Genomic DNA, 24,457 nt, shown 5'->3' with positions numbered 1-24,457 from the left:
GTGCGTGAGACTGACGCCATGGTCGACGTCAGGCGGTACGTGGCCGAGTTCATCGGCACATTCCTGCTGGTGTTCCTCGGTGTGGGCAGCGCCGTCGCGGCCCGCGTCGAAGGTGGCGTGGTGGTGGTCGCGCTGTCCTTCGGGTTCGTCATGCTGGCGCTGGTCTACACCATCGGTCAGCTCTCCGGCAGCCACGTGAACCCGGCGGTGACCCTCGGCGTCCTGCTCTCCGGCAAGATCTCGCCGATCGGGGCGGTGGCGTACTGGATCGCCCAGTTCGCCGGTGCCGCGCTGGGCTCGTTCCTGCTCTGGGTGCTGGTCCGCTGGGGCGGCGTGACCGACCAGACGGGTGTACTGGGTGCCAACGGCTACGGCACCCACATCAACGCCGGTGGCGCGATGCTGCTGGAGACCGTCCTGACGTTCCTCTTCGTCCTGGTGGTGCTGGTGGTGGGCAAGCGCAGCACCGACCTGTCCGGCTTCGCCGGCCTGGCCATCGGAATGGCCCTCGCCGTGGCGAACCTGGTCGGCGTGGCGCTGACCGGGGCGGCGGTGAACCCCGCGCGGGCCTTCGGACCGGCGATCTTCGAAGGCGGGACCGCCCTCCGCCAACTCTGGGTGTTCATCGTCTTCCCGCTGCTCGGCGGAGTCCTCGCCGCACTGGTCGCGCCGCTGGTCGAGCACGGCTCCGGCGTCACCCGGGTCGGTACGCCCCGACCGGCGGGACGCTGAGCGCCCACCTCACCGGTCGGCGCCCATCGGTGCCCGGACCAGCGCGCCGTCGATGTAGCAGTACCGCCAGTCCTCCCCCTCCTCCAGGGAGCGGATCAACGGGTGGCCGGTCTGCCGGTAGTGCTCCTCGGCGTGGTTGTTGACCGAGTCGCTGCAACAACCGACCGCGCCGCAGGTGAGGCACATCCGCAGTTGCACCCAGTCGTCACCGGTCTCCAGGCACTGCGGGCACGCCTCGGCGTCGCTCTCGGTGATCTGGATGCGGTCCAGGTGGGTGCAGGCGGTGCTCATCGTCTCCTCACGGACGTACCGCCAACTGGAGTGCAGCAGCCGGTCCGGGATGACCCGGGCGAGGTAGCGGGAGTTCGCCGCGAGCAGCGGACTCGCCACCGCCAGCACCAGCACGTACAGGGCGATGAAGGGGCCGAGGCGCTCGTCCAGGCCGGCACCGAGGGCGAGGGTGGCCAGGATCAGCGAGAACTCGCCGCGTCCCAGCACCGTCAGGCCGACGTTGGCGGCACCCCGCTGGTTGAGCCCGAACAGCCGCCCGGCGATCAGGCCGGCCAGCACGTTGGTCACGACGGTCAGCGCGACGGCCGCCAGCACCGGCACCGCCACCGCGCCGAAGTCGCCCACGTCGATACTCAGGCCGAAGACCACGAAGAAGACCGCCGCGAAGACGTCCCGCAGCGGCAGCACCAGGCGTTCGGCCCGTTCCCGGATGGGGGTACGGGCCACCACCAGGCCGATCATCAGCGCGCCGATGGCGTCGGAGACGCCGATCTCGGCCGAGATGCCGGCGACCAGCACCACCAGCCCTACCATCAGGACGGCCAGCAACTCGTCCTCGTGGCTGTCGATCAGCTTGCCGACCAGGCGGGCGCCGAACCGGGCCACGGCGAAGAGGAGGACCAGGTACGCGAAGCTCAGCCCGATGCGCAGCGTGAGTTCGCCGGCCGACCCGGCTCCGGAGAGCAACGGCGACAGCAGCGCCAGATAGAGCGCGAGGAAGAGGTCCTCGATCACGATGATGCCGAGGATCACGGGTGTCTCGGCGTTGGCCAGCCGGCGTAACTCGATGAGCAGCTTGGTGACGATGGCCGACGAGGAGATGCCGAGCGCCCCGGCGATCACGAACGCCTCGTAGCCGCCCCAGCCGAGGGCGAGCCCGAAGAGGAGTCCGGCGCCGACGTTCAGGGCGATGTACGCGGCGGCGGCGACGAACAGCCGTTTGCCGCTGCCGAGCACCTGCTCGACCGGGAACTCGACACCCAGGTGGAACAGCAGGAGCACCAGACCGAGGGAGGCCAGCAGGCTGAGGTCCTCGGGGTGGGCGACCAGCACGGGACCCGGGGTGCCCGGCCCGAACAGGATGCCGGCGAGCATGAAGAACGGCACGGTCGGCAGGTTGATCCGGCGGCCGAAGCGGGCCAGCAACCCGGCGATGAGCACAAGGGCACCGAAGCCCACGAGGTCAGCGTGCACGGTGAGGACTCCTGGAGCGGGCTAGACGGAGCGGAGCGGGCGGCGCGCCGGTTACTCGGAGAAGTACGTGCCGGACAGCAGCGCGCCCACCTTGCGGGCCTGCTCCTCGGACATCTCGATCACGGCCACCGGGTCGTCCGCCCCGGCGGCGAAGACGTACAGGTCGCGGTTGCCGTCGCGGCGTACCACGATCGAGATCCGTTGGGTGTTGCTGCCCAGGTCGACGTCGTACCGCTTGCCGATGCCCGGTAGTTCCTGCACGTAGATGCCCTTGCCCATGGCCCCTCCCCGCTGTCCTGTCCACGATCCCGGGGCAATCGTACGAGCCCGCCCGCCTTCCGTGACACCACCACCACCGAGTAGTCGACGACGCGCCGGCTCCGGCGCCGCGTGGCGCCGGAGCCGGCAGGCTCGCCCGGGCGTACCTCTCAGGAGGTGAGGCGGAAGGTGGCGTCGTTGCGCGCCTGGGTGTCGCCGATCTGGTCGAGCCGCAACTGGTAGTCGTAGTGCCGGATGTGGCGGTCGGGGTAGTTGTAGGACTGGAACGAGCTCCAGGAGGAGTTCCCCAGCCCGGCGACCTGCCGGAAGGTGGCGTCGGCGGCGAACACCGAGCTGCCGTCGTTGGCCGCCAGCACGAAGTCGAAACCGTAGTGCCGCAGGTAGTACCCGGGGTGGTTGACGGACTCGAAGGAGACGTTCCCGGAGGCGTTCGCCAGACCGGGCACCACCCGGAACTGGGCGTCCTGGGCCGGGTTGACGTTCGGGTCGATGCGGACGTCGTAGTTGACGTGCCGCACGTACCGGTCCTGGTGGGTGTACGCCTGGATCCGGTTGACCGGCGTGCTGGTGCCCCAGCGGGCGAGCACCCGGCTCTCCTCGGCCGCCGTCAGGTTGAGGATCGAGCCGTGCCGCTTGCGGGTGCCGCCCATGGCGTAGTCGGTGCGGGTCCGGAAGTTGCTGACGCCGCCCAGGTTCGTCGAGGTGACCGGCATGTACCCGCGCCCGGTGGCGTACTGGTCGAGCCAGAGCGCCCATTCGTTGCGGCCGTTGAACTGGGCCCACATCGGCCCCTCCACCACGTTGCCGCCGCCGGTGCCGTTGGAGATGCCGAGGTGCGACAGGTTGCCGAGGGTGGTCCACGAGCCGAGGATCGAGTTGCTGGCCTCGATGGTGATGTGCCCGTCGGCGGAGGCCCGATAGTAGCGGTAGCCGCCGACGCTGTTCGGCACCTCGACGATCTGCGTGTCGATCAACCCCTGGGTTCCGGGACGTTCGATGTAGAGCTGGGGTGCGGTGAAGCTGCGGAAGTCGGTGGTCCGCACGTACCAGATGCGGTGTTTGGTGACGCCGTTGCGCGCGGAGTTGGTGGCCCAGTAGACGACGTAGTCGCCGGTGGCCGCGTTGTAGATCGCCTCGGGTGCCCAGGCGTTGCCGGCACCGGGGATCGCCCCGGCGACGTTGATCAGCCACGGCGCGGACCAGTTCACCAGGTCGCGCGACTCCCACACGACCAGGTTGGTGCTGCCCCGGTTGGCCGCGTCGCTCCACGAGGTGCCGCTGGCGATGCGCAGGTCGGTGGCGACGATCCAGTAGCGGTCACCGGCGGGCGAGCGGACCAGGGCGGGGTCCCGGACGCCCCTCGTGCCGATGGTGGAGAGCAGGACGGGCGCGCCGTTGTTCAGGTCGCGCCAGGTCAGCCCGTCGCGGCTGTGGGCGAGGTAGAGCTGTTCCCCGTTCGCCGACTCCCCGATGAAGTGCGCCATCAGGTACCCGGTGAACGGGTCGAGTGCGGCGGCGTCGGCGCGCGGCGCGGGCGCGGCGGACACCATCAGCAGGAAGGCGGTGAGCAGGGCGCTCACCCGGGCCAGGACTCTCGGCATCGGCGACTCTCCTCGGACGCACCGGATCGGAACCACTGTTAGCGCTAACAAGCCAGGCGAAACCGATCGGCGAGAATCACTGTTTCGGGCTTGTTTCGAAGTCTCGACGTCCCTTCGTCCACTGTCAAGAAGGGCGTCGATCCGCCGATCCGTCCGAGCCGTCCGGGCGGTGTGAACGTGCACCATCGCGGACCGCAGGAGCCGCTGCCGCCGGATGTAAGGAGGGGTCCCCTGCTATACACCAGGCGATAGCAGGGGACCCCTCCTTACATCCGCGTCAGAGCCGCTCGGGGGCGTCGATGCCGAGCAGGCCCAGGCCGGTACGCAGGGTGTCGCCGGTGAGGCGGCACAGCGCCAACCGGTTGCCCCGGTACGGCGACTCGGCCCGCAGCACCGGACACCGCTCGTAGAAGGTGGTGAAGCTCTGCGCCAGCCGGTGCAGGTGTCCGCAGAGCCGGTGCGGCTCGTACCCGGCCACCACCTCGTCGAGGACGTCGGCGAAGGCGTCCAGGTCGAGGATCAACGCGCGTTCCGCCGGGTCCAGCGCGACGCCCGGGTCCACGGTCTCGTCGGCACCGTCGGCGCGGGCCAGGATGGACCGCACCCGGGCGTGCGCGTACTGGAGGTAGACCCCGGTGTTGCCGGTCAACGCCAGCATCCGGTCCGGGTCGTAGGTGTAGTCGCGGGTCCGGCTGGTCGCCAGGTCCGCGTACTTGACCGCGCCGATGCCGACCTGCCGGGCCCGTTCGTCGCGTGCCGCGTCGGTCAGGTCGGGGTTCTTGGCGGCGACCACCTCGCGGGCCCGGTCCACCGCCTCGGTGAGCAGGTCGACCAGGCGGACGGTGTCGCCGGCCCGGGTCTTGAAGGGCCGCCCGTCGGGACCGAGGACGGTGCCGAACGCGACGTGGGCGGCGGGCACGTCCGACGGCAGCCAGCCGGCCCGCCGCGCGGTGTCGAAGACCATCCGGAAGTGCAGCGCCTGCCGGGCGTCGACCACGTACAGCAGCCGGTCGGCGCGCAGTTCGGTGACCCGCTGCCGCAGCGCGGCGAGGTCGGTGGCGGCGTACCCGAACCCGCCGTCGCGCTTGCGCACGATCAGCGGCGTCGGCTCGCCGTCCGGCCCACGCACGTCGTCGAAGAAGACGCAGAGCGCGCCGTCGCTGGTCACCGCTACCCGCTGGGCGGCGAGGTCGGCCGCGACCCCGGGCAGTGCGGCGTTGTACGCGCTCTCCCCCACCGCGTCGGCGGCGGTCAGCCGTACGCCGAGCAGGTCGTAGACCTCGGTGAAGTAGCGGGTCGACTCGGCCACGATCTGCTGCCAGGCACGCGTCGTCTCCGGGTCGCCGCCCTGGAGGGCCACCACCCGCCGCCGGGACCGCTCGGCGAACGCCGGGTCGGCGTCGAAGGCCGCCCGTGCCCGGCGGTAGAGCAGGGCCAGCCCGCGCAGGGAGGTGTCCTCGGTGACCGGCGCGGGATGCTCGGACCGGTACTGGATCAGCATCCCGAACTGCGTGCCCCAGTCGCCGACGTGGTTGCGCCGCACCACCGTTCCGCCCAGGTGCTCCAGGATCCGCACCAGCGCGTCGCCGATGATCGTGGACCGCAGGTGACCGACGTGCATCTCCTTGGCGATGTTCGGCTGCGAGTAGTCGACCACGGTGGTGACACCCGCCTCGGGGGTGCCCACGCCGAGCCGGGGATCGGCGAGCCGGCCCGCGACCTGGGACAGCAACGCCGCGTCGGTCAGGCCGAGGTTGACGAATCCCGGACCGGCGACCTCGGCGGTGGCCACCAGACCACCGACCGGCAGGCCCGCGACGATCTCCGCCGCCACGTCCCGAGGGTTGCGCCGCAGCGTCCGCGCCGCCGCCAACGCGCCGTCGACCTGGAAGTCGGCCCGCTCGGATCGGCGCACCAGCGGGGCGAACCCCGGCAGCGCGACGGCGGCGGTGGTGACGGCGGCGGACAACGACGAGGCCAGCGAAGGCACGGTCACGGGGACTCCCGGTGGGGATGGGCAGGATCGTCACGAGACACGTCGCGCGCACGCACGAAGGCGGGCACGACGGGAGGAACGCGCGGAGAAGCGGACGACTATCGTCGTCGCAGGCGCGAGCGGCGGACGGTGACCAGCACCATGTCCATCACCGCCTCACGCGAGGGCCGCGAATCGCGGCCAGATGCCGGCCAGTGTACGCGGCGACGGTCATCCCCGCGCCGGGCTCCTCCGCGACCGGCGTACCGGTCACGCCGACCCGGGCTCGACCCGTCACCCGATCTGGTGGACGGGACCGCCAAACCGTTGTCGGGAAAGCGATCCGGTCGACTTCCCGGCTACTGCGGATAGACGAGCGGCGTTCATACTCCTGCGGGGAGTGCTCCTGCCACGAGAGGCCAGCATGCGAGTCAGCACCATCACGCGCCGGTTCCCGGCCGTCGCGACCGCGATCGCGCTGGGGGTCGCGTCGCTGGCCACACCGGTGACGGCGGCACCGGTCGCCACCGGCACGCAACAGCTCACCGCCGCCGCCGCGAACACAGCTCCGACGACCCGGCAGATCGTCGGCGCGGTCGCGGTGGGCGACCGGTATCCGTACGTCTTCGTCATCGGGACCGACGGCAACCTCTGGATCAACTGGCAGGACCAGTCCGAGCAGTGGAACTGGTCGAACATGGGCACGCCACCGGGGGTCGCTCTGCGGATGCCGATCGGCGTGACCATCGTCGACGGCTTCAGCCGCCCGTACGCCTTCGTGCTCGGCAGCGACCAGAACGTCTGGAGCCTGTGGCGGTCGGCGACGAGTTGGCAGTGGCGTAACCAGGGCGCTCCGCCGGGGGCAAACTTCGTGAGCTGGCCGAGCTTCGCCGCCGTCGCGGTGAACGACACCAGCCCGTACCTCTTCGTCCGCAGCGACGGCGACGAGACGGTGTGGGTGAACTGGTGGAACGGGTCGGTGTGGAACTGGACGAACATCAGTTCGCCGCCCGACGGCATCGCGGCCACCGGCCCGGTCGGTGTGCTGCTGGAGAACGGCACGCCGCAGGTCTACACCGTCGGCAACGGCGGCCGGCTCTGGACGACCCGCTTCGACGACACGGCCGCGCCCTGGGTCGACCTCGGCCAGCCGCCGGGTGTCTGGCTCACCGACGCGGGTACGCCGTTCGGTGCCCGCAGCGCGGTGCAGGTCGCGCCGGACGCCCGGCCGTACCTGCTCGCCACCGGCAGCGACGACAACGCCTGGCTGCGCTGGTGGACCGGTACCCAGTGGGAGTGGCACAACCTGGGTTCACCGCCGGAGCAACTGGTCCCGGGCACGCTCGGTGCCCTCGCGGTGAACGGCACCTCGCCGTTCTCCTTCTTCGCCACCGACGGGGGCGGCCTGTGGATCAACTACTGGGACGGGTCGAACTGGTACTGGAGTGACCAGAGTCCGCCGTTCCGGCCCGCCCTGACCGGCACGGCGGTGCTCGCGCCGCAGAACTCCACCCGGCCGGCGATCTTCCTGCGGGACACCGCCGGCAACCTGTGGAGCCGATGGTGGAACGGCAGCTACTGGAGTTGGACGAACCGCAGCCTCTGACGGACGGCCGCGCCACCGGCACCACGAGCCGGTGGCGCGGCCGGCGGACCAGCGGCGGGTCAGTGGGTCGGTGGCGGGCCGTCCGCGACCGGTGCCGGGCCGCCGTCGGTGCCGAAACCGTCGAGCGCGGCGCGCTCGTCGAGGGTGCGCAACTCCTCGAAGACGGTGATGTGCAGGTCGGCGGGCGCGTCGAGGCGGGCGTTGACCGACTGCCAGGGCGTACGCGTTGGCGGGGCCACCTCGGCGGCGCCGCCGTCGACCAACCGGTCCGTGGTGGCCCGCGCGTCGTCGACCTCGAACGCGACCCGGATGCGCGGTGCGACCTGGCGGCCCACCTCGACGTCGTCGATCATCCGCTTCTGCGCCGGGTTGGCGATCTCCAGCGTGGCACGGCCGGCGTCCAGGATCACCACCTCGGCGCCGTCGCCGCCGGAGTAGGCCGCCTGCTCGGGCAGGCCCAGCACGTCACGGTAGAACCGGACCGCCGCCTCGTAGTCCTCGGCCTCGACCACCAGCCGCAACTGGCGTACCGGTGGCACCGCACCCGGACCCGTCACGATCGTCCCCCTCCGCTCCGGCGCGACACGGCAGGCCGCGACACCCGCCCGACCATACCGGCGGCCCGACACCGTGGGTGCGGGCGCTCGCGACGCCGTCGGTGCTGGGCAACGTCGGTGGGACGTGGCACCATTCGGCGGGTGACCAGCAGCCCCGCCGAAGCGGCCCACCTGCGTGATCTCGCGCGACTGCGCCGCGTCCGGGACCGGATCGACCGCGAGTACGCCCAGCCGCTCGACGTCGAGGCGCTCGCCCGGGGAGCGAACATGTCCGCCGGGCACCTCAGCCGCCAGTTCCGCCTCGCCTACGGCGAATCACCGTACGGCTATCTGATGACCCGCCGCATCGAACGCGCCATGGCGTTGCTGCGGCGCGGCGACCTCAGCGTCACCGATGTCTGTTTCGCGGTCGGGTGCGCCTCGTTGGGCACCTTCAGCACCCGCTTCACCGAGTTGGTCGGTGTGCCGCCGAGTGTCTACCGTCGGCAGGCCGCCCAGGCGACGGCGGGCATCCCGGCCTGCCTGTCGAAACAGGTGACCAGACCGATCAGGAATCGAGAAGCACAGGTCAGGCAGCCGCAACTAACGTGACCGGCATGGACGTCACCATTCACGCGAGTTTCCTTCCGCAGACCGACCCGGACGCCGCGTTGCGTTTCTATCGGGACGCGCTCGGCTTCGAGGTCCGCAACGACGTCGGGTACGGCGGGATGCGCTGGATCACGGTCGGTCCACCCGACCAGCCCGGCACCTCCATCGTCCTGCACCCGCCGACCGCCGACCCGGGCGTCACCGAGGACGAGCGTCGCACCATCGCCGAGATGATGGCGAAGGGCACGTACGCCGGCATCGTGCTGGCGACCAGGGACGTCGACGCCACGTTCGAGCAGTTGCAGGCCGGCGACACCGACGTCGTGCAGGAGCCGACCGACCAGCCGTACGGGATCCGCGACTGCGCCGTCCGCGACCCCGCCGGCAACCTGATCCGCATCCAGCAGATCGCCTGAGCCGCCGTCCGCCCCGCGCGCGACGCACGACGGCCGGGGTGGGATGCACGACGGCCTGGACAGGGATGCACGACGGCCGACGGCCGGTGAGACCGAGGGAGACACGATGAGCACGGTCCCGAAGGGCCGCTCGCAGGCGGGTACGGCGCACGTCGCCGACAGCCACGACCTGATCCGGGTGCACGGCGCACGGGAGAACAACCTGGCGGACGTCAGCATCGAGCTTCCCAAGCGCCGCCTGACGGTGTTCACCGGGGTCTCCGGCTCGGGCAAGAGCTCACTGGTGTTCGACACCATCGCGGCCGAGTCACGGCGGCTGATCAACGAGACCTACAGCACCTTCGTGCAGGGCTTCATGCCGACGCAGGCCCGGCCCGAGGTGGACGTCCTCGACGGGCTGACCACCGCGATCATCATCGACCAGCAGCGGATGGGCGCCGACCCCCGCTCCACGGTCGGCACCGCGACCGACGCCAACGCCATGCTGCGCATCCTGTTCAGCCGGCTCGGGAAACCGCACATCGGCTCACCCAACGCGTTCTCCTTCAACGTCGCCTCGGTGAAGGCCAGCGGCACCATCACCGTCGAGCGTGGGGCCGGCAAGACGACGCGGCAGACCTTCACGCGGACCGGCGGGATGTGCCCGCGCTGCGAGGGGCGCGGCTCGGTCTCCGACATCGACCTGAGCCAGCTCTACGACGACTCCAAGTCGATCGCCGAGGGGGCCTTCACGATCCCCGGCTGGAAGTCGGACAGCTGGTGGACGGTGCGGACGTACGCGGAGTCCGGTTTCCTCGACCCGCACAAGCCGATCCGGAAGTTCACCAAGAAGGAGATGCAGGACTTCCTCTACCGGGAGCCGACCAAGGTGAAGGTCGAGGGGGTCAACCTCACCTACGAGGGGCTGATCCCCAAGGTGCAGCGCTCGTTCCTGGCCAAGGACCGGGAGTCCCTCCAGCCGCACATCCGGGCCTTCGTGGACCGGGCGGTCACGTTCACCACCTGCCCGGAGTGCGGCGGCACCCGGCTCAGCGAGGCGGCCCGGTCCTCGAAGATCGAGGGTGTCAGCATCGCCGACGCCTGCGCGATGCAGATCAGCGACCTGGCGCAGTGGGTCCGTGGCCTGTCCGAGCCCTCGGCGGCCCCGCTGCTGGCGGCGCTGGGGCACACCCTGGACTCGTTCGTGGAGATCGGGCTGGGCTACCTCTCGCTCGACCGGCCGGCGGGCACGCTCTCCGGCGGCGAGGCGCAGCGCACCAAGATGATCCGTCACCTGGGTTCCTCGCTGACCGACGCCACGTACGTCTTCGACGAGCCCACCACCGGGCTGCATCCGCACGACATCGCCCGGATGAACGACCTGCTGCTGCGGCTGCGGGACAAGGGCAACACGGTGCTCGTGGTGGAACACGAGCCGGACACCATCGCGATCGCCGACCACGTGGTCGATCTCGGTCCCGGCGCGGGCGCGGACGGCGGCACGGTCTGTTTCGAGGGCACCGTCGAGGGGTTGCGGGCCAGCGGCACCGTCACCGGCCGGCACCTGGACGACCGGGTCGCCCTGAAGGAGTCGGTCCGCAAGCCCACCGGCACGCTTCAGATCCGGGGCGCACGCACGCACAACCTGCGCGGCGTCGACGTCGACATCCCGCTCGGCGTGCTGGTCGCGGTGACCGGGGTGGCCGGCTCCGGCAAGAGTTCGCTGGTGCACGGCTCGATCCCGCCCGGCATGGACGTGGTGTCGGTGGACCAGACCCCGATCCGGGGTTCGCGTCGCAGCAACCCGGCCACCTACACCGGCCTGCTGGACCCGATCCGCAAGGCGTTCGCCAAGGCCAACGGGGTGAAGCCGGCGCTGTTCAGCCCGAACTCCGAGGGTGCCTGCCCGGCCTGCAACGGCGCCGGGGTGCTCTACACCGATCTGGGGATCATGGCCGGCGTGGCGACCACCTGCGAGGAGTGCGAGGGCCGCCGGTTCGACGCCTCGGTGCTGGAGTACCGGCTGGACGGTCGGGACATCAGCGAGGTGCTCGCGATGCCGGTGAGCGAGGCGCGGGAGTTCTTCGGCGCGGGTGCGGCGCGTACTCCTGCCGCGTCCACCATCCTCGGCCGGCTGGTGGACGTCGGCCTCGGCTACCTCAGCCTCGGCCAGCCGCTCACCACGCTCTCCGGCGGCGAGCGGCAGCGCCTCAAGCTCGCCACCCACATGGGCGACAAGGGCGGCGTCTGGGTCCTCGACGAACCGACCACCGGCCTGCACCTGGCCGACGTCGCGCACCTGCTCGGCCTGCTCGACCGGCTGGTGGACGCCGGCCGGTCGGTCATCGTGGTGGAGCACCACCAGGCGGTGATGGCGCACGCCGACTGGATCGTCGACCTCGGGCCGGGTGCCGGTCACGACGGCGGCCGGATCGTCTTCGAGGGCACCCCCGCCGACCTGGTCGCCGCCCGTTCCACCCTCACCGGCGAGCACCTGGCGGCCTACGTGGGCCGCTGATCGCCGGTAGCTCAGCGGCTCAGGTGGGTGGGCATGCTGGTCACCACGATGCCGGGGTGCCGTCGCAGGGTCCGGCGCAGCCGCTGCTCGGTGCGGTAGTGCAGCAGCCGCTGCCAGGGGTGCTCGACGATCACGTCGGGCACCACCACGGTGAGGGTCAGGTCGGGACGGCTGTGCCGCAGCGCGCTGACGTACCCGGCCAGCGGCGTGATGATCACGCGGTGCGGTGACAGGATCGTCTCCAGCGGGACGTGGTCGCCCCAGGTGGCCCACTGCGCGCGGAACCGGTCCGCCTCGGTCCGCTCCGGGCTGACGTGCAGGGCGAGCGCCGGTTGGCCGAGCGAGCCGACGTAGGCGAGGGTGCGCAGGGCCGCCTGGTTGAGCCGGGCCACCGGGACCAGGAACAGGTGCCGGACCTGCTGCGGGACGATCGGCGGTGGTTCGTCCCCGGCCGGGCCCGCGTCGTCGGTCCGCGCCACCGCGTGCAGGCCGAGGGCCTGCTGAACCTGGTCGTAGTGGCGGCGGACCCGGCGGAACAGGTGGATCAGCAGCGGTACGGCGAGCACCACCACCCAGGCGCCCTCGGTGAACTTCGTGACCGCGGCGGTCACCAGGACCAGCGCCGACAGTGCCGCGCCGGTGCCGTTGATGGTGGCGCGCCGCCGCCAGCCCCGTTCGCGGTGCCGTCGCCAGTGGCGGACCATCCCGGTCTGGGAGAGCGTGAAGGCGAGGAAGACACCGACCGCGTAGAGCGGTATCAGCGAGTGGGTCCGACCGCCGAACGCGACCAGCAGCACCGCGGCGGCGACCGCGAGCACGATCAGCCCGTTGCTCAACGCCAGCCGGTCCCCCAGGTGCAGGAAGCGGCGGGGCACGTAGCTGTCGCGGGCCATGAAGTACAGCAGGCGCGGCAGGTCGTTGAAGGCGGTGTTCGCGGCCAGCAGCAGCACGAGGGCGGTGGCGGCCTGCACGAGCGCGTACCAGGGCCCGGTGGGGAAGGTGTGCCGGGCCAGTTGGGACAGCAGCGTCTGGTCGGCAGTGGGCACCAGGCCGTTGAGGTGGAACAGCACCACCAGGCCGACGAAGATCACGATCAGGATGCCGACCATCCAGGTCAACACCGTACGGGCGTTGCGCCACTCGGTGGGCCGGAAGACCGGCACCGCGTTGGAGACCGCCTCGATGCCGGTCATCGACGTCGCGCCGGAGGCGAAGGCGCGCAGCACCAGGAGCAGCCCGAGCCCCTCCACGGCCGGCGTCGGCGGTGGGGCGGCGACGGTGAACCCGTCGGCGGCGGCCCGCACCAGCCCGACGACGATCAGCCCGAGCACGGCGACCAGGAAGAAGTAGGTCGGTGCGGCGAACACGTTGCCGGCGACCCGGATGCCGCGCAGGTTGCCGGTCAGCAGCAGCCCGATGACGGCCAGCGCGAACGGTACCCGGTACGGCGCGAGCGCGGGCAGCGCCGAGGTGATCGCGGCGGTCCCGGCCGACACCGACACCGCGACCGTGAGCACGTAGTCGAGGACGAGACCGGCCGCCGCGCCCAGGCCCGCGCGGGGCCCCAGGGTGTCGCTGGCCACCAGGTACGACCCGGCGCCGTGCGGGTACGCGTACACGGTCTGCCGGTACGACGTGCCGACCGCGAGCATCAGCACCACCAGTCCCGCCGCGATCGGCAACGACAGCCCCAGGGCGCCGCTGCCGGCGAGGACCAGCACGGTCAACATCGCCTCCGGCCCGTACGCGACCGAGGAGAGCAGGTCGGAGGCGAGCACCGGCAGCGCGAGGAACTTCGGCATCCGCTCGCGCAGGATCGCCCCGCTGGTCAGCGGCGGCCCGAGCAGGAGTCGACGCAGCCCGCCGAGCGCCCGCCCCTCGACGGTGTCCTGCCGTTCGACGGTGGGGGTGGCGGTCAGCCGACCCGCCTCGTCCGGCACGAACAGCACACTGTGTCGGCCCGTACCCGTCGCGGTCCGCACCTCGTCCGCCTGCGGGTCCACCGGCAGCGCCCGGACGGTGTCGTCGACCCGCCACCGCGCGCCGAGTCGCCGCAGCACGTCGAGGTCGGCCGGGGACGGCGGCGGCAGTTCCGCCGAGGGGCTGAAGGTCGCCGACCCCGCCTCCTGCTCCGGGTCCTGCCCCGACCTGCCCACCGTGCCTCCGCCTCGTGCCCGCTGCCCGCACCGTCGACCCTTCCAGGAACACCGTGCGGGCAACGCCGATCGGCGGAAGCGAGACCGGCTCGTGGCGGATCAGGCGGTGGCGGACCGGACGGCCACCGCGTTGGCCGTCACGACCATGGCGATGCCGAGCCACTCGTGCGGTCGGAGCACCTGACCGAGCAGCACGAGACCGGCGAGCGCGGCCAGCACCGGGTGGATGCTCATGAAGACGCCGAAGAAGCGGGGCGGCACGGTGCGCAGCGCGACGAGGTCGGCGGCGTACGGCACCACCGAGGCGAGGACACCGGCGGCGACGGCGAACAGCAGCGCGGTGCCGGCCAGGCGTCCCTGGGCCAGCAGGGTGACCGCGACCGGCAGGGCGAGCAGCGCGGAGACCAGGCTCGCCGCTGCCGGGGCCTGCAACCCCGGCAGCCGGGCCCCGACGAGCCGGTTGAGCAGGATGTACGACGCCCAGCACGCCGCCGCGAGCAGCCCCAGTGCCACCCCGACGAGGTCGCTGGCCGGGCCCGGCAGGACCAGCACGTAGACACCGAGGCAGGCGCCGGCCGCACAGAGCAGGTCGCGGCGGGTCCGGGAGGCCACCAGCGCGACCGCGAGCGGGCCGAGGAACTCCAGGGTGACGGCCAGGCCGAGACCGATCCGGTCGACCGCGCTGTAGAGGCTGAGGTTCATCGTGGCGAAGACCAGCCCGAGCAGCAGGGTCGGCCACCACTGCGCCCAGGTGAAGCGACGCAGGTCGGGGCGTACGGTCGGCAGCAGCACCGCCGCCGCGACGAGTTGCCGGACGGCCACCACCCCGGCGGGCCCGATGGCACCGAAGGCGTGCGCTCCCAGGGCCGCCCCGACCTGGTTGCTCGCCGCGCTGCCGGTCATCGTGACGATCCCGCGCAGCAGCGGCCCTCGGCCGACACCGGCCACCCGACCGTCGCTCGGGGTGACGTCGTCGTGCTCCACTGTCCGCACCGTCATGAGGTCAGTGTCGAGCGCACCGACTGATACCGGAAATGCATGGACCGTGTCACCTATACGCTGAGCGTATGGATGTGCAGCTCCGCCAACTCCGTACGCTGGTCGCGGTGGTCGACGCCGGCACGTTCACCGACGCGGCGGCGGTCCTGGGCGTCTCCCAGGCGGCGGTATCCCGGTCGATCGGCGCGCTGGAGGCCACGCTCGGTGCCCGGCTGCTCCAGCGGACCACCCGGCACGTCTCGCTCACCGGCACCGGCACCCGCGTCCTCGCCGCCGCGCGTCGGGTCCTCGACGACGTCGCCCACCTGCACCGGATCGTCGAGGAGTCCCGCGCCGAGCTGCGCCTCGGCTACGCCTGGGCGGCGTTGGGCAAGCACACCCGTCGCCTGCAACGCGTCTGGGCCGCCGCCCACCCGCAGGTGCCGCTGGTGTTCGTGCACTGCAACACGCCGACCGCCGGGCTCAGCGAGGGCAACGCCGACGTCGCCGTGGTCCGCCGCCAGCTCACCGACCCCCGCTTCGACAGCGCCCTGCTCGGGGTGGAGTCCCGCTACGCCGCCGTGGCCACCGACAACCCGCTGGCCCGACGGCGGTCGGTACGCCTCGCCGACCTGATCCGGTATCCGGTCGCCATCGACAGCCGCACCGGCACCACCACCCCCGCCTTGTTCCCGTCGGGCGCGGCACCGGGCACCATCCGCACCACGCACAGCGTCGACGAGTGGCTCACGCTGATCGCGGCCGGTCAGGCGATCGGCATCACCTCGGAGGCCACCGCCCACCAGAATCCCCGCCCCGGGGTGGCATACCGGGCCGTCCGCGACACCCCGCCGATCCCGGTCTGGTTGGCCTGGTGGAAGGACGACCCGCCGGCCCACCTCACCGAGCTGGTCACCCTGGCCTGCGAGGCGTACCGCCCGATCCGGCCCGCAGCGGAGACCGGGTAGCCCTCACGAACCGGACGGCGGGAGCGGCAGCTCGACGGGGGACGCCTCGCCGACCCGCCCGGCGGAGTGCGCCGGTGGCTGCATGTCGGCGCGTGGCAGCCGAGTGTGCAGCCGTGCGCCGGCCGGGTCCGTCCGCCCGGACACCTCGCAGGTCACCATCAGGATCGGCGGCGGCGGCGCGGTGAACCGGCCGGCACCCCACCGCACCCACAGCGGTACGCGTCCCGCGTCGGCCTCGGCGATCAGCTTGTCCCAGGTACGCCGCCGGGTGCCGTGGTCGACCTCGACGACGACCGGCGGCCCGTCCGGTCGGGCACACGCCACGTCCAGGACCGACTGCCGGTCCGACATCGGCGGCGGCAACGGCACCACGCTGGGCGCGCGCCGATAGACCCGCCAGCCCCGCTCCCCCGCCCAGTGCACGACCTCGTCGATCAGCCGGGCGGTGACCTGGTCGACGGTCAGGTCGGTGAAGGTGACCGCGTCGAGCCGGACCGCCAACGACGCCGCCACCCGTTCCGCGTCGTCAGCCACCGCCGCAGGGTAGCGGTCGCGCCCGACCCGCCGCACCGGCGGCCCGGCGTCAGCACGCCCGGTGGCCCGACGCCATGACGGCGACCGGCCCGGCGTCACCGATCCGACGGACCGCCGCGTCGGCCCTGGAGGAAGGCGATGACGCACCAGACGACGAATCCGAGCAGCGCCACGGTGATCACCACAGCGGTGAGGTGCCAGGGCTTCACGTGGTCCTCCTCTGTCGACGACCGTCGCACACACCGTAGTCGCCGCCGTCGACCACGGGTACGCGGATCACTGCTCGACGGCCGCCGGACGGTAGGTCGCCTGGTTGCCGCCCGCGCGTTTCGCCGCGTACATGGCGCGGTCGGCCTGGGCGAGGGCGTCGCCGACCGCGTACACCGGCCCGCTGGCCACGCCGACGCTCACCCGGGCGCGCCACACCGCCATCCCGGCCACCGCGTCCACGGCCCGTCGGGCGACCTTCGTGCCGTCGGCGGTGTCGGCGTCGGGCAGGATCGCGACGAACTCGTCGCCACCGAGCCGGGCCACGAAGTCGCCCTTGCGGACGCTGGCGGTGAGCACGTGCGCGACGGCCCGCAGCACCTCGTCGCCGGCCGCATGGCCGAGCGAGTCGTTGATGTGCTTGAACCGGTCGATGTCCACCGCCAGCACCGCCACCAGCCGGTCGGCGGGGGCGCCCGAGGCGGCCAGGGTCCGCAGGAAGACGTCGAGTCCCCGACGGTTGGCGACGCCGGTGAGCGGGTCGGTCTGCGCCGCCCGTTCGGCCTGCTCGTGCTGCCAGCGCAACACGTCGTACGACTGCATGGTCATCGCCGTGTGCAGCCAGCGGTGCCGTTGCCGCCAGAGCAGTTCGGCGAGCGCGTCACCGTAGGTGAGCCCCGGCACGGCGTCCGACGAACCGTTGATGGTCAGCAGCACCGCGTGCGTCCGGTGCAGGGCCGCCGAGATCAGCCAGTCGGTCTCGACCGGCAGGGCGGACACCGCCCGCTGGATGACCCGGAGCGCCTCACCCGGTCGCCCCGAGCGGCGCAACGCGACGGCGTGGAACGGCCGACACAGCAACAGTTCCTGCTGTTGGCGTAGGCCGGACTCCTCCAGCAGGGCCGCGTACCGGGGAATGTCGGCCGCCGCGCCGGCCGGGTCCTGGCGGTCGGCGCGGGCGCAGGCGGCATAGAGCAGCGCCAGCAGCCGCCACACCCGCGCCTGGGGGCCGGACGCCTCGGCCGCCGCGCGGGTCGCGTGCGCCTCGGCGGTGGTGGTGTGCCGCTCCGCCACCGCGACCTGACCCACCTGGTACAACTCCAGCGCCCACAGCAGGTTGAGTTCGGCGAGGTTGCACAGCCACATGGCCCGGTTGCCGTTGTCCGGGTAGTCCGGATGCCGGGTCGTCTCGTACGCCGCCTCGAACTGCGGTGCGGCCAACTCGTAGAGCCGCAGTTGGGCGTAGCCGATGGCGATCCCGGTGTGCGCGTTGCCCATGATCACCGGGTCGGGTTCGTCGACGAGCAGGGCGGTCTCGGCACTGACGAGGTCCCGCAGCACCGTCTCCACGTCGTACTCGGAGATGTCCTTGTCACCGACGCGCAGCCGCCGGGTGGCGCGCAGCGACAGCGCGCACGACCGCCATCCGGCGCTGCCCTCGCGGTCCGCAGCGGCCAGCATCAGATCGGCGGCGGCCACGGCAGCGCGCAGCTCACCGAGCCGGGTCAGCGCCACGACCCGGGCGAAGTGCAGCGCCGCCGGTCCGTCGGCGATCTCCCCGGTGGCCTCGCGCAGCGTCGTCTCGGCGGTCGCCAACGCCGGGGCGGCGGCGCCGGTCTGGGCCTCCTCGACGAGTCGCAGCGCCCGGAGGGTCACATCGTCCATGCGGTCCTCCGCACCGCCCAGGAAAGAAACAGGACGATGTTACGACATGAATCCGCAACCACGATCCGCCGCCGTTCGATGTGTGATCACGGCAGGCCGGTCGGACCGGGTGTCGTCCGAGGTCATCCGGTCTGGTGGCGTTCGGTTTCGGTTGGCACGGTTGCTGTGCTTCGTTGCTGTGTGTCCGGCGGCTGTCGGGTCCAGCCGACGAAGCGGCGATGCAGGGTGCCGGCGGGTGCCCAGGGCATGTCCTCGGCGGCCTGGACGAGGTAGGCCCCGAGGTAGAGGGCCAGCGACACCGGCGCGTCCGCGTACTCCGCGCGCAGCTCCCGCCGCCGCGTCGGACACGGCCACGGCAGGTCGCAGCCCCCGCAGCTCCAGATCGGCATGACCGGACCGTGGACGGTCACCGCACACCGCCCAGAAACCAGCCGTCGCGCCCTCGACGGTGATCCGCCGGGATCGCCCGCTCCGCGCCGCTGGTCACCGCTCACCGACTCCGGGCCAGTGGCCGCGCTCGATCGGGATTCGGTGCTGGGCCTGGCAGGGCAAGTCGGCTCCGCACCGACAGACCCGCCGCCATCGCCGCCAACACCAGACCGGCCGATGCCGGCGGGCGAGGGTCAGAGCCGTGGCCGACAGATACTCGTCGTACGAGATGCGCCGCTTGGACGACAAGGCATCCCCACCCGACGCCGGGTGGTGTGGTACGCCTCGCACGAGGTCCAACAACCGTCGTCGGGCGGCCTCCTGCTCAATCGCCTGGATGCGTTCTCCGATGCCGGTAGCCGCCGAGGGCGACGACGGGAAGAACCGGCTGACAACTCTCCGCAGGAGTCGAACATTGACCGTCATGTGGCCGGCCCTCCGTCCTCAGGGCATGGAGGGCACCTGCTGATGTGCCTCGTCCGCGCCCGGCTTCAGTGAGGTCCAGCCTCACGCCGGGCCCGCCACCGAACCAGAGGGTGAGCGTCCGCTAACCGGGTGTGCTGTCCGCTGGTGATCGCCGCCCCGGTGCGTACTCGATGCACGCCTCACGCAATGTCGCCGCCTCTGGTGCCCCCGACTGCTCCACCTTCGCCAGCAACTCCGCAGCCCGCCACCAGTTCGACGGCACCACCCGCCCGGACGCCACCGCCTGTGCCCCCAGAGCCGCCGCCTCATCCGGCTGACCGGCAGCGACCAGGGCAAGACCAAGGTCGAGTCGGGCCGACGCGGACCGGCGCGGTCGCGCTCCCCCATCGCCGGACGGATCCAGGTCGGCCAGCACCGCCCGCGCTACCTGCTCGGCACCGGGGTCCCCCGCCCACGCCAGAGTCGTGGCCGTGTACGCGGCGGCCTTGGCCGGGTCGTACCGATAGTGGTGCTCGGCTCGCTCAGGAACAGGCAGATTCGCCGTCAGCCGCTCCACCCGGTCCAACGCTCGTCGGGTCGCACCGACATCCCCGATCCGAGCCCACGCACGAGCCTCCTGAGCAGTCGCCTGGATGCGGGCAGAACTCCCCTTCGGAGCGATCCGCTGTGCTTGGCGGGAAAGATCTAGCGCCGTCCGGTAGTCACCTTGGGTCAACACGTCCCAGGCGCGGGTTTCGAGACACCACGCCTGGATCTCGCGATGCTCCGCATGTTCGGCGAGATCACGGGCGGCTCGCAAGTGGGCAGCCGCAGCGGTTCTCTGCCGCAGGTCGATGTGCACGGTCGCCCGCAGCACCGCCAACCAGCCACCGGCAACCAACAGCCGCCGCCGTTGAGCAAGCGTGACCCGCCCGTCCAACAAGCGCCCGACGTAGGCGAGATGCCGCCGCACCAACGGCAGAAGATCCGCCGGGGCCATCGTCGGATAGAAACTGGCAAGATCATCGACGCCCTGCTCGATCCGATCGAGTACGTCTCCGCTGACATCACTGGCGGCGACTCTCGCCCGCAACTCGCCAGCCTCAGCAGCGTGGTCGATCGGTGCCTCCACCAACCGAGCAAGCACACCTCCCGCATCGAGAACGCGGTCCAGGTGACGAGCCGTGCCGACCGTCGGAGCCTTGAGCCCCGCCTCCAACTCGTGCAGATGGCTCTTACTCCGATGGGCGAGTTGCCCGAGGGCGCGAAGCGACAGACCGCGCCGCTCCCGAAACTCACGTAGGGCTACACCGAAGCGCGGGTCGACGGACGAGGCCATAGCGCCGCTCCAAGCTCAAGAGGCCAGGCAACCTCAACGGTCACCACCTCGTCGGACGGTACCGCGACACGTCGCGCGACGAGGACCCCTCGCGTCGTTGTCCTGCCGGCAAAGTCGCTTGCTATCGAGGCACTGCTTGAGAACGTTTCAAGGGGTCTTGTTACCCCTGTGTGCCCCGAGGTCCGCGCGGGTGAGTAGCGCTCGCAGTGTGACGCGCTCGACCGCAAGTGCCTCGCTTCCGCCCTCCTGGCGGTCGATCACACAGACGGCAGCGTCGGCATGTGTAGCATCGTCCCAGATCAATTAGATCATCTCGATGTTGGTGATGGTGGGCGTCCCCCGAAGGGGGACATCCGTCTGCGGGGGCTCGCGTGGTACATGTCTAAGATGGCCGACCCCGAGCTGGACACCTACGTACAGGCGTCGATTAAACACGTACCCGAACTGCACATGGAAGAGCGCACGGCGCGATCGGTCACCGGCGACAACCTGTTCAACCCGCCCAAGGACGCGGGCGACGAAACGAAGGAACTCGTCGAGCCGACCGTCCGCGCGTACGGGGTCACGCCCGCCGACCTTCGCGGGGCGCAGAACTACATGCTGAATGAACTCAACACCCAGGTCGACGAGTTCGAGTCGTTCAAGGCGGACGTGCTCAGCAAGGGCGGCTGGATCTTCTACGCCGAGAACGAGGGCGGCGTACAGAACGATCGCAAAACCAGAAGTTACGACGGCGGCAGCCACCAGACCCACGGCACGGTGAAGGGCGAGGACCTTCCTCGGGTCGAGGACCCCAATCCGGATCAGACGCAGATGCTCGTGGACACCCAGCTCTCGCTGCTCAAGGCGGTCGGCGGCTCGATCCAGGCGGTGGCGCAGTACGTCGTCCGGGTCAACAACGCCGCCCAGTTCTACGCCGAGGCCGACAAGCAGTCCTTCGGCGAGACGGTGCCGACGGCACCCGAGTCCCTTCCCCGGGTCGGCGGCCCCGAGGAATCCGCCTGATGACCGGGCCGGAGCTGACGCCGACCAAGGGGCACACATTCGAGACCGGCCGATGTCGCCGGGCGAAGGTCAACGCGGTGGCCGAGATGTACTCGCCATACGCGCCTGGATGCCTTGGCCCCCAGGCGACCACCAAGCTGGACCAACCTGGTCCTTCCGGCTCAGGTACTAGCCGTCGTGCCTCGGCATCGTGATCCTCCACGAGAACATCCCGGATCAACGATCACGCTCACCGTCCGGTTCGGCTGCTGAGGCTTCTGGCAGATGGGCAACAACGAGCGCGACTGCTTCTTCCGGTGTTGCCGCCAGGCCAAGTAGCTGGTCGTACCCGGCGGTGTACACCCGATACGGCGGCTCGCCACAGACAATGAGGACGAGAGCCTTGTCCTCAGGCTCCCAAGGCGGTGCGGCGCGGAGAAAGTGCAGGCTTCCATGCGTCGGGAACGGATAGAGCTCACGCAGGCGTTGTTGGGCGTAGGCCGCTTCGATGATCAGCGGATCTCCCTGGCGAGTGTTCGGGTTCCTCTCCCGCAACTGCCGCCAGGCAGTCGGAATGTCTGACGCTTCGGGCACGCTGGCGAGGCTATCGCCTGGCATGCCAATACGAGGGCCCGTACGCGAACCACCGCCACCGCAACCACCGCAGGTGGAGCATCCGGGGGCTCGGCCCCCGGAGCAGGAATACAAGGCCCCCGGTCCGCGCGTTCTGCGGACAGGGGCACCTGGGGACTGCGGGCGATCCTGGGATCGAAGCAGACACCTCTTCGGTATGAACTCTGCAGGCCGGTCGGATCAGGTGTCGCACGAGGTCATCCGGGCTGGTGGCGCTCGTTCCGGTGGTCGGGTGCGGGTGGCACGGTTGCTGTACTTCGCTGTTGTACGTCCGGCGGTTGCCGGGTCCAGCCAACGAAGCGGCGGTGCAGCGTGCCGGCGGGTGCCCAGGGCATGTCCTCGGCGGCCTGGACGAGGTACGCCCCGAGGTAGAGGGCCAGCGACACCGGCGCATCCGCGAACTCCGCGCGCAGTTCCCGCCGCCGCGTCGGACACGGCCACGGCAGATCACAGCCGCCGCAACTCCAGATCGGCATCACCGGCCCATGGGCGGTCACCGCTGATCCTCTGCCTGCGGCCAGTGTCCTCGGTTGATTGGTATCCGGTGCCGAGCCTGGCAGGGCAGGTCGGCTCCGCAGTGACAGATGCGCCGCCAGCGCTGCCAGGACCACACCGGCCGATGCCGCCGGGCGAGGGTCAACGCGGCGGCCGAGACGTACTCGTCATACGACAAGCGCCGGGTGCTCACGGTTGGCTGGCCGGACGATGTGGCCACGCGTCGGGTCACCGGCGGCCCTTCGGTCGGCGTGTGCTGGCTGATTCGTGATGGCCCTGGCAGCGCCGCAGTTGCCTCGCGTGGTCGAGGAGACGTTGCTGCGCCGCCGCCTGCTCGACGTCCTGATAGCACTGTCCGGTCCCGGGCGGTGGAGGCGGCTGAGGCCGCCGAAACAGCCACCGCATCAACGCGCACAGTTCAGACCAGGTCGCCACAGATTCGCCCCCTCGATCGCGCAACAGAGGGCGGCGACGAGACTCCGTCCGGCTCTATCGGGTATCACGCAAACGCAGGCTCGCCGCCGCCAGTGACGGGAACGCTACGAGCGGTCACCGACTGTGGGAGGGAGAGTTTGTACCTGAGGGAGGGTTACCCGATCATGCCGATGGCGAGGGCCAACTCTCGGGCGTCCTCACCGACCGTGCCCGGCCGGTTCGACAGTTCAAGGGCGACAGTGCGGGCGTACGGGTTGTGGCGCACCGTGTCGACGCTCTCCCGCAGCGCCCGGCCGAGCAGGTGGACCGCCGCGACCTCCCCACGGTCCAGCATGTGCGCCCGAGCGGCGTCGATCAGCGCGGCAGCCCGGCGAGTCTGCGAAGGCAACGCCCGGTAGTCGGTGGCGTCGGCCCGCCGCACCGCCTCACCCGTACGGCACAGGTCCGTCTCGATGGTGACCGCGTACGCCGCACACGCCGCCGATCCGAACATCAGCCACGGATGGACGTACCCACCGCCGAGCCGGCTCGTGGCCGAGTCGGCGGCATCCCACGCCCGCCACGCTCGTCCGGCCCGGCCCGCCTTGCTGTGGCCCAGCGCGATGCCGAGTTGCACCTGACCCCACCGCGCCAACTGCTCACCACCCGCCGCCGGATCGACCAGACCCGCCGCCTCGACCAGCACCTGCTCGGCGGCATCCACCTGGTTAGCGCCCCGATAGACGTGCGCGTAGTACCAGGCCGCCACCGCCATCGCCGCCGGGTCGTCCGCGTCCTGGGCAGCCGACATCGCCCGGTCGGCAGCCAGCCACACCAACTCCGGCAACGGCTGGTGCGCCAGGTACAACTGCACCAGGTGATACATCCGCGCCAACTCCACGAACGCCAGCCGACGGTCCTCGCCACCGAGCATCCGGGCACTCCGCTGCGCATCCGTCAGCAACCCCGGAAGCACCGCCGCCACCGCCGAACGCTCAGTCGTCGACCGATGCCACAAGGCCCACGCCTGATCCACCAGATCACGCATCACGACAACCGATGTCACCGCGCCCACCGGCACCGACGCCCGCTGTATCACCGCCGCCACCTTGCCGACCTCGGAATGCCCCGCCCTGGTCACCGACGCGACCGGCAACGACTGATCACCGGTCAGATCCGCAAGATCCGAGATGTCGAGCACCTCGGCCAGGCGCAGCAGCATGGGCAGTCGTGGCGGCAGTAGGCGACCGTTCTCCAACGCCTTGACCCACTCCGCGCTACGCCCCACCAACCCGCCGAGCACTGGCCGAGTCTTCCCCGCACGCTCGCGATACATCCGAAGGCGCGCACCGAAGGTCGCGGAATCGCTCATCATCGTCTCCCAGGTAGCGGTCTGGGCAGCGGACCACCAGCCACTACACCGGCGGACCACCACAGTCGACGGTACCCCCGCCCACCGGCCCGACGCGCCCCACCACGACGGTTGGTACCGCAACCGCCCTTCCGAGGCC

At 71.2% G+C, this 24,457-nt stretch carries 21 protein-coding genes and 1 pseudogene; 7 read left to right on the top strand and 15 right to left on the bottom strand.

The annotated features are described in order from the left end of the window. Positions 1-732, top strand: a complete 732-nt coding sequence (locus ABZ738_RS08855; protein WP_357212032.1) for an aquaporin — start codon at positions 1-3, stop codon at positions 730-732. A gap of 9 nt (positions 733-741) precedes the next feature. Here the strand turns inward: ABZ738_RS08855 and ABZ738_RS08850 are convergent, their stop codons facing one another. From ABZ738_RS08850 to argS, 4 genes are all read right to left on the bottom strand, one after another. Further along, positions 742-2,217 carry a cation:proton antiporter gene (locus ABZ738_RS08850; protein WP_131053760.1) on the bottom strand — a complete coding sequence of 492 codons (1,476 nt, stop codon included), beginning with the start codon at positions 2,215-2,217 and terminating at the stop codon, positions 742-744. Between the two features lie 51 nt (positions 2,218-2,268). Further along, on the bottom strand, positions 2,269-2,496 hold the full coding sequence (locus ABZ738_RS08845) for a potassium transporter TrkA (protein ID WP_131053759.1): 228 nt from the start codon (positions 2,494-2,496) through the stop codon (positions 2,269-2,271). 149 nt (positions 2,497-2,645) lie between these two features. Beyond that, a complete protein-coding gene (locus ABZ738_RS08840; RefSeq protein WP_131053758.1) occupies positions 2,646-4,097 on the bottom strand; it encodes a glycoside hydrolase family 43 protein in 1,452 nt (483 codons plus the stop codon). Between the two features lie 277 nt (positions 4,098-4,374). After that, the gene (gene argS / locus ABZ738_RS08835; RefSeq protein ID WP_131053757.1) at positions 4,375-6,093 is read right to left on the bottom strand and encodes an arginine--tRNA ligase; all 1,719 of its coding nucleotides are present in this window, start codon (positions 6,091-6,093) and stop codon (positions 4,375-4,377) included. Positions 6,094-6,496: 403 nt separating this feature from the next. Here argS and ABZ738_RS08830 point away from each other — a divergent pair, with 403 nt between their 5' ends. Further along, positions 6,497-7,678, top strand: coding sequence for a hypothetical protein (locus tag ABZ738_RS08830; protein WP_131053756.1), 1,182 nt, complete (start codon positions 6,497-6,499; stop codon positions 7,676-7,678). A 59-nt stretch (positions 7,679-7,737) separates the two neighbouring features. Here ABZ738_RS08830 and ABZ738_RS08825 read toward each other — a convergent pair whose 3' ends face one another. Continuing rightward, a complete protein-coding gene (locus tag ABZ738_RS08825) occupies positions 7,738-8,235 on the bottom strand; it encodes a VOC family protein (protein WP_236145672.1) in 498 nt (165 codons plus the stop codon). Positions 8,236-8,376: 141 nt separating this feature from the next. On the opposite strand from ABZ738_RS08825, the gene ABZ738_RS08820 reads away from it, so the two are divergent. The 3 genes from ABZ738_RS08820 (at position 8,377) to ABZ738_RS08810 (ending at position 11,739) form a co-directional block, all read left to right on the top strand. Beyond that, a complete protein-coding gene (locus ABZ738_RS08820; protein ID WP_131052586.1) occupies positions 8,377-8,826 on the top strand; it encodes a helix-turn-helix transcriptional regulator in 450 nt (149 codons plus the stop codon). A 5-nt stretch (positions 8,827-8,831) separates the two neighbouring features. Beyond that, positions 8,832-9,242, top strand: coding sequence for a VOC family protein (locus tag ABZ738_RS08815; protein ID WP_131052587.1), 411 nt, complete (start codon positions 8,832-8,834; stop codon positions 9,240-9,242). 106 nt (positions 9,243-9,348) lie between these two features. Continuing rightward, positions 9,349-11,739, top strand: coding sequence for an excinuclease ABC subunit UvrA (locus tag ABZ738_RS08810; protein ID WP_357212027.1), 2,391 nt, complete (start codon positions 9,349-9,351; stop codon positions 11,737-11,739). A gap of 11 nt (positions 11,740-11,750) precedes the next feature. Here the strand turns inward: ABZ738_RS08810 and ABZ738_RS08805 are convergent, their stop codons facing one another. Next, positions 11,751-13,895, bottom strand: coding sequence for an APC family permease (locus ABZ738_RS08805; protein ID WP_357212025.1), 2,145 nt, complete (start codon positions 13,893-13,895; stop codon positions 11,751-11,753). Positions 13,896-13,994: 99 nt separating this feature from the next. Then, positions 13,995-14,894 carry an EamA family transporter gene (locus ABZ738_RS08800; protein WP_357212023.1) on the bottom strand — a complete coding sequence of 300 codons (900 nt, stop codon included), beginning with the start codon at positions 14,892-14,894 and terminating at the stop codon, positions 13,995-13,997. Between the two features lie 68 nt (positions 14,895-14,962). Here ABZ738_RS08800 and ABZ738_RS08795 point away from each other — a divergent pair, with 68 nt between their 5' ends. Further along, a complete protein-coding gene (locus ABZ738_RS08795; RefSeq protein WP_357212021.1) occupies positions 14,963-15,841 on the top strand; it encodes a LysR family transcriptional regulator in 879 nt (292 codons plus the stop codon). Between the two features lie 3 nt (positions 15,842-15,844). Here the strand turns inward: ABZ738_RS08795 and ABZ738_RS08790 are convergent, their stop codons facing one another. The 5 genes and pseudogenes from ABZ738_RS08790 to ABZ738_RS08770 all read right to left on the bottom strand — a co-directional run. Then, entirely contained in the window at positions 15,845-16,375 is a 531-nt protein-coding gene (locus ABZ738_RS08790; protein WP_357212019.1) for a hypothetical protein, read from the bottom strand. A gap of 276 nt (positions 16,376-16,651) precedes the next feature. Continuing rightward, positions 16,652-18,247, bottom strand: a complete 1,596-nt coding sequence (locus ABZ738_RS08785; RefSeq protein WP_357212017.1) for a GGDEF domain-containing protein — start codon at positions 18,245-18,247, stop codon at positions 16,652-16,654. Positions 18,248-18,369: 122 nt separating this feature from the next. Further along, positions 18,370-18,657 (bottom strand): hypothetical protein, encoded by a 288-nt coding sequence (locus tag ABZ738_RS08780; RefSeq protein ID WP_357212015.1) that lies wholly within the window; start codon positions 18,655-18,657, stop codon positions 18,370-18,372. A 566-nt stretch (positions 18,658-19,223) separates the two neighbouring features. After that, a complete protein-coding gene (locus tag ABZ738_RS08775) occupies positions 19,224-20,420 on the bottom strand; it encodes a helix-turn-helix transcriptional regulator (protein ID WP_357212014.1) in 1,197 nt (398 codons plus the stop codon). Between the two features lie 147 nt (positions 20,421-20,567). Further along, positions 20,568-20,696 (bottom strand): annotated as a pseudogene (locus ABZ738_RS08770) (orotate phosphoribosyltransferase); the annotation flags it as partial. 111 nt (positions 20,697-20,807) lie between these two features. Between ABZ738_RS08770 and ABZ738_RS08765 the strand changes: the two are divergent. Further along, the gene (locus tag ABZ738_RS08765) at positions 20,808-21,425 is read left to right on the top strand and encodes a hypothetical protein (protein WP_357212012.1); all 618 of its coding nucleotides are present in this window, start codon (positions 20,808-20,810) and stop codon (positions 21,423-21,425) included. Between the two features lie 216 nt (positions 21,426-21,641). On the opposite strand, the gene ABZ738_RS08760 is transcribed toward ABZ738_RS08765, so the two are convergent. The 3 genes from ABZ738_RS08760 to ABZ738_RS08750 all read right to left on the bottom strand — a co-directional run bounded on the left by ABZ738_RS08760 (position 21,642) and on the right by ABZ738_RS08750 (position 24,321). After that, on the bottom strand, positions 21,642-21,998 hold the full coding sequence (locus ABZ738_RS08760; RefSeq protein ID WP_357212010.1) for a DUF6193 family natural product biosynthesis protein: 357 nt from the start codon (positions 21,996-21,998) through the stop codon (positions 21,642-21,644). Between the two features lie 236 nt (positions 21,999-22,234). After that, complete coding sequence (locus ABZ738_RS08755; RefSeq protein ID WP_357212008.1) at positions 22,235-22,534, bottom strand: hypothetical protein; 300 nt, start codon at positions 22,532-22,534, stop codon at positions 22,235-22,237. Between the two features lie 587 nt (positions 22,535-23,121). Beyond that, positions 23,122-24,321 carry a helix-turn-helix transcriptional regulator gene (locus tag ABZ738_RS08750; RefSeq protein ID WP_357212006.1) on the bottom strand — a complete coding sequence of 400 codons (1,200 nt, stop codon included), beginning with the start codon at positions 24,319-24,321 and terminating at the stop codon, positions 23,122-23,124. Between the last annotated feature and the right edge of the window lie 136 nt (positions 24,322-24,457).

This window comes from Micromonospora sp. NPDC047793 (assembly GCF_040642635.1).
In the GTDB taxonomy this organism is placed as follows: domain Bacteria; phylum Actinomycetota; class Actinomycetes; order Mycobacteriales; family Micromonosporaceae; genus Micromonospora.
The sequence above is the reverse complement of the archived record's forward strand: the minus strand, read 5'-3'. Positions and strand labels throughout refer to the sequence as shown.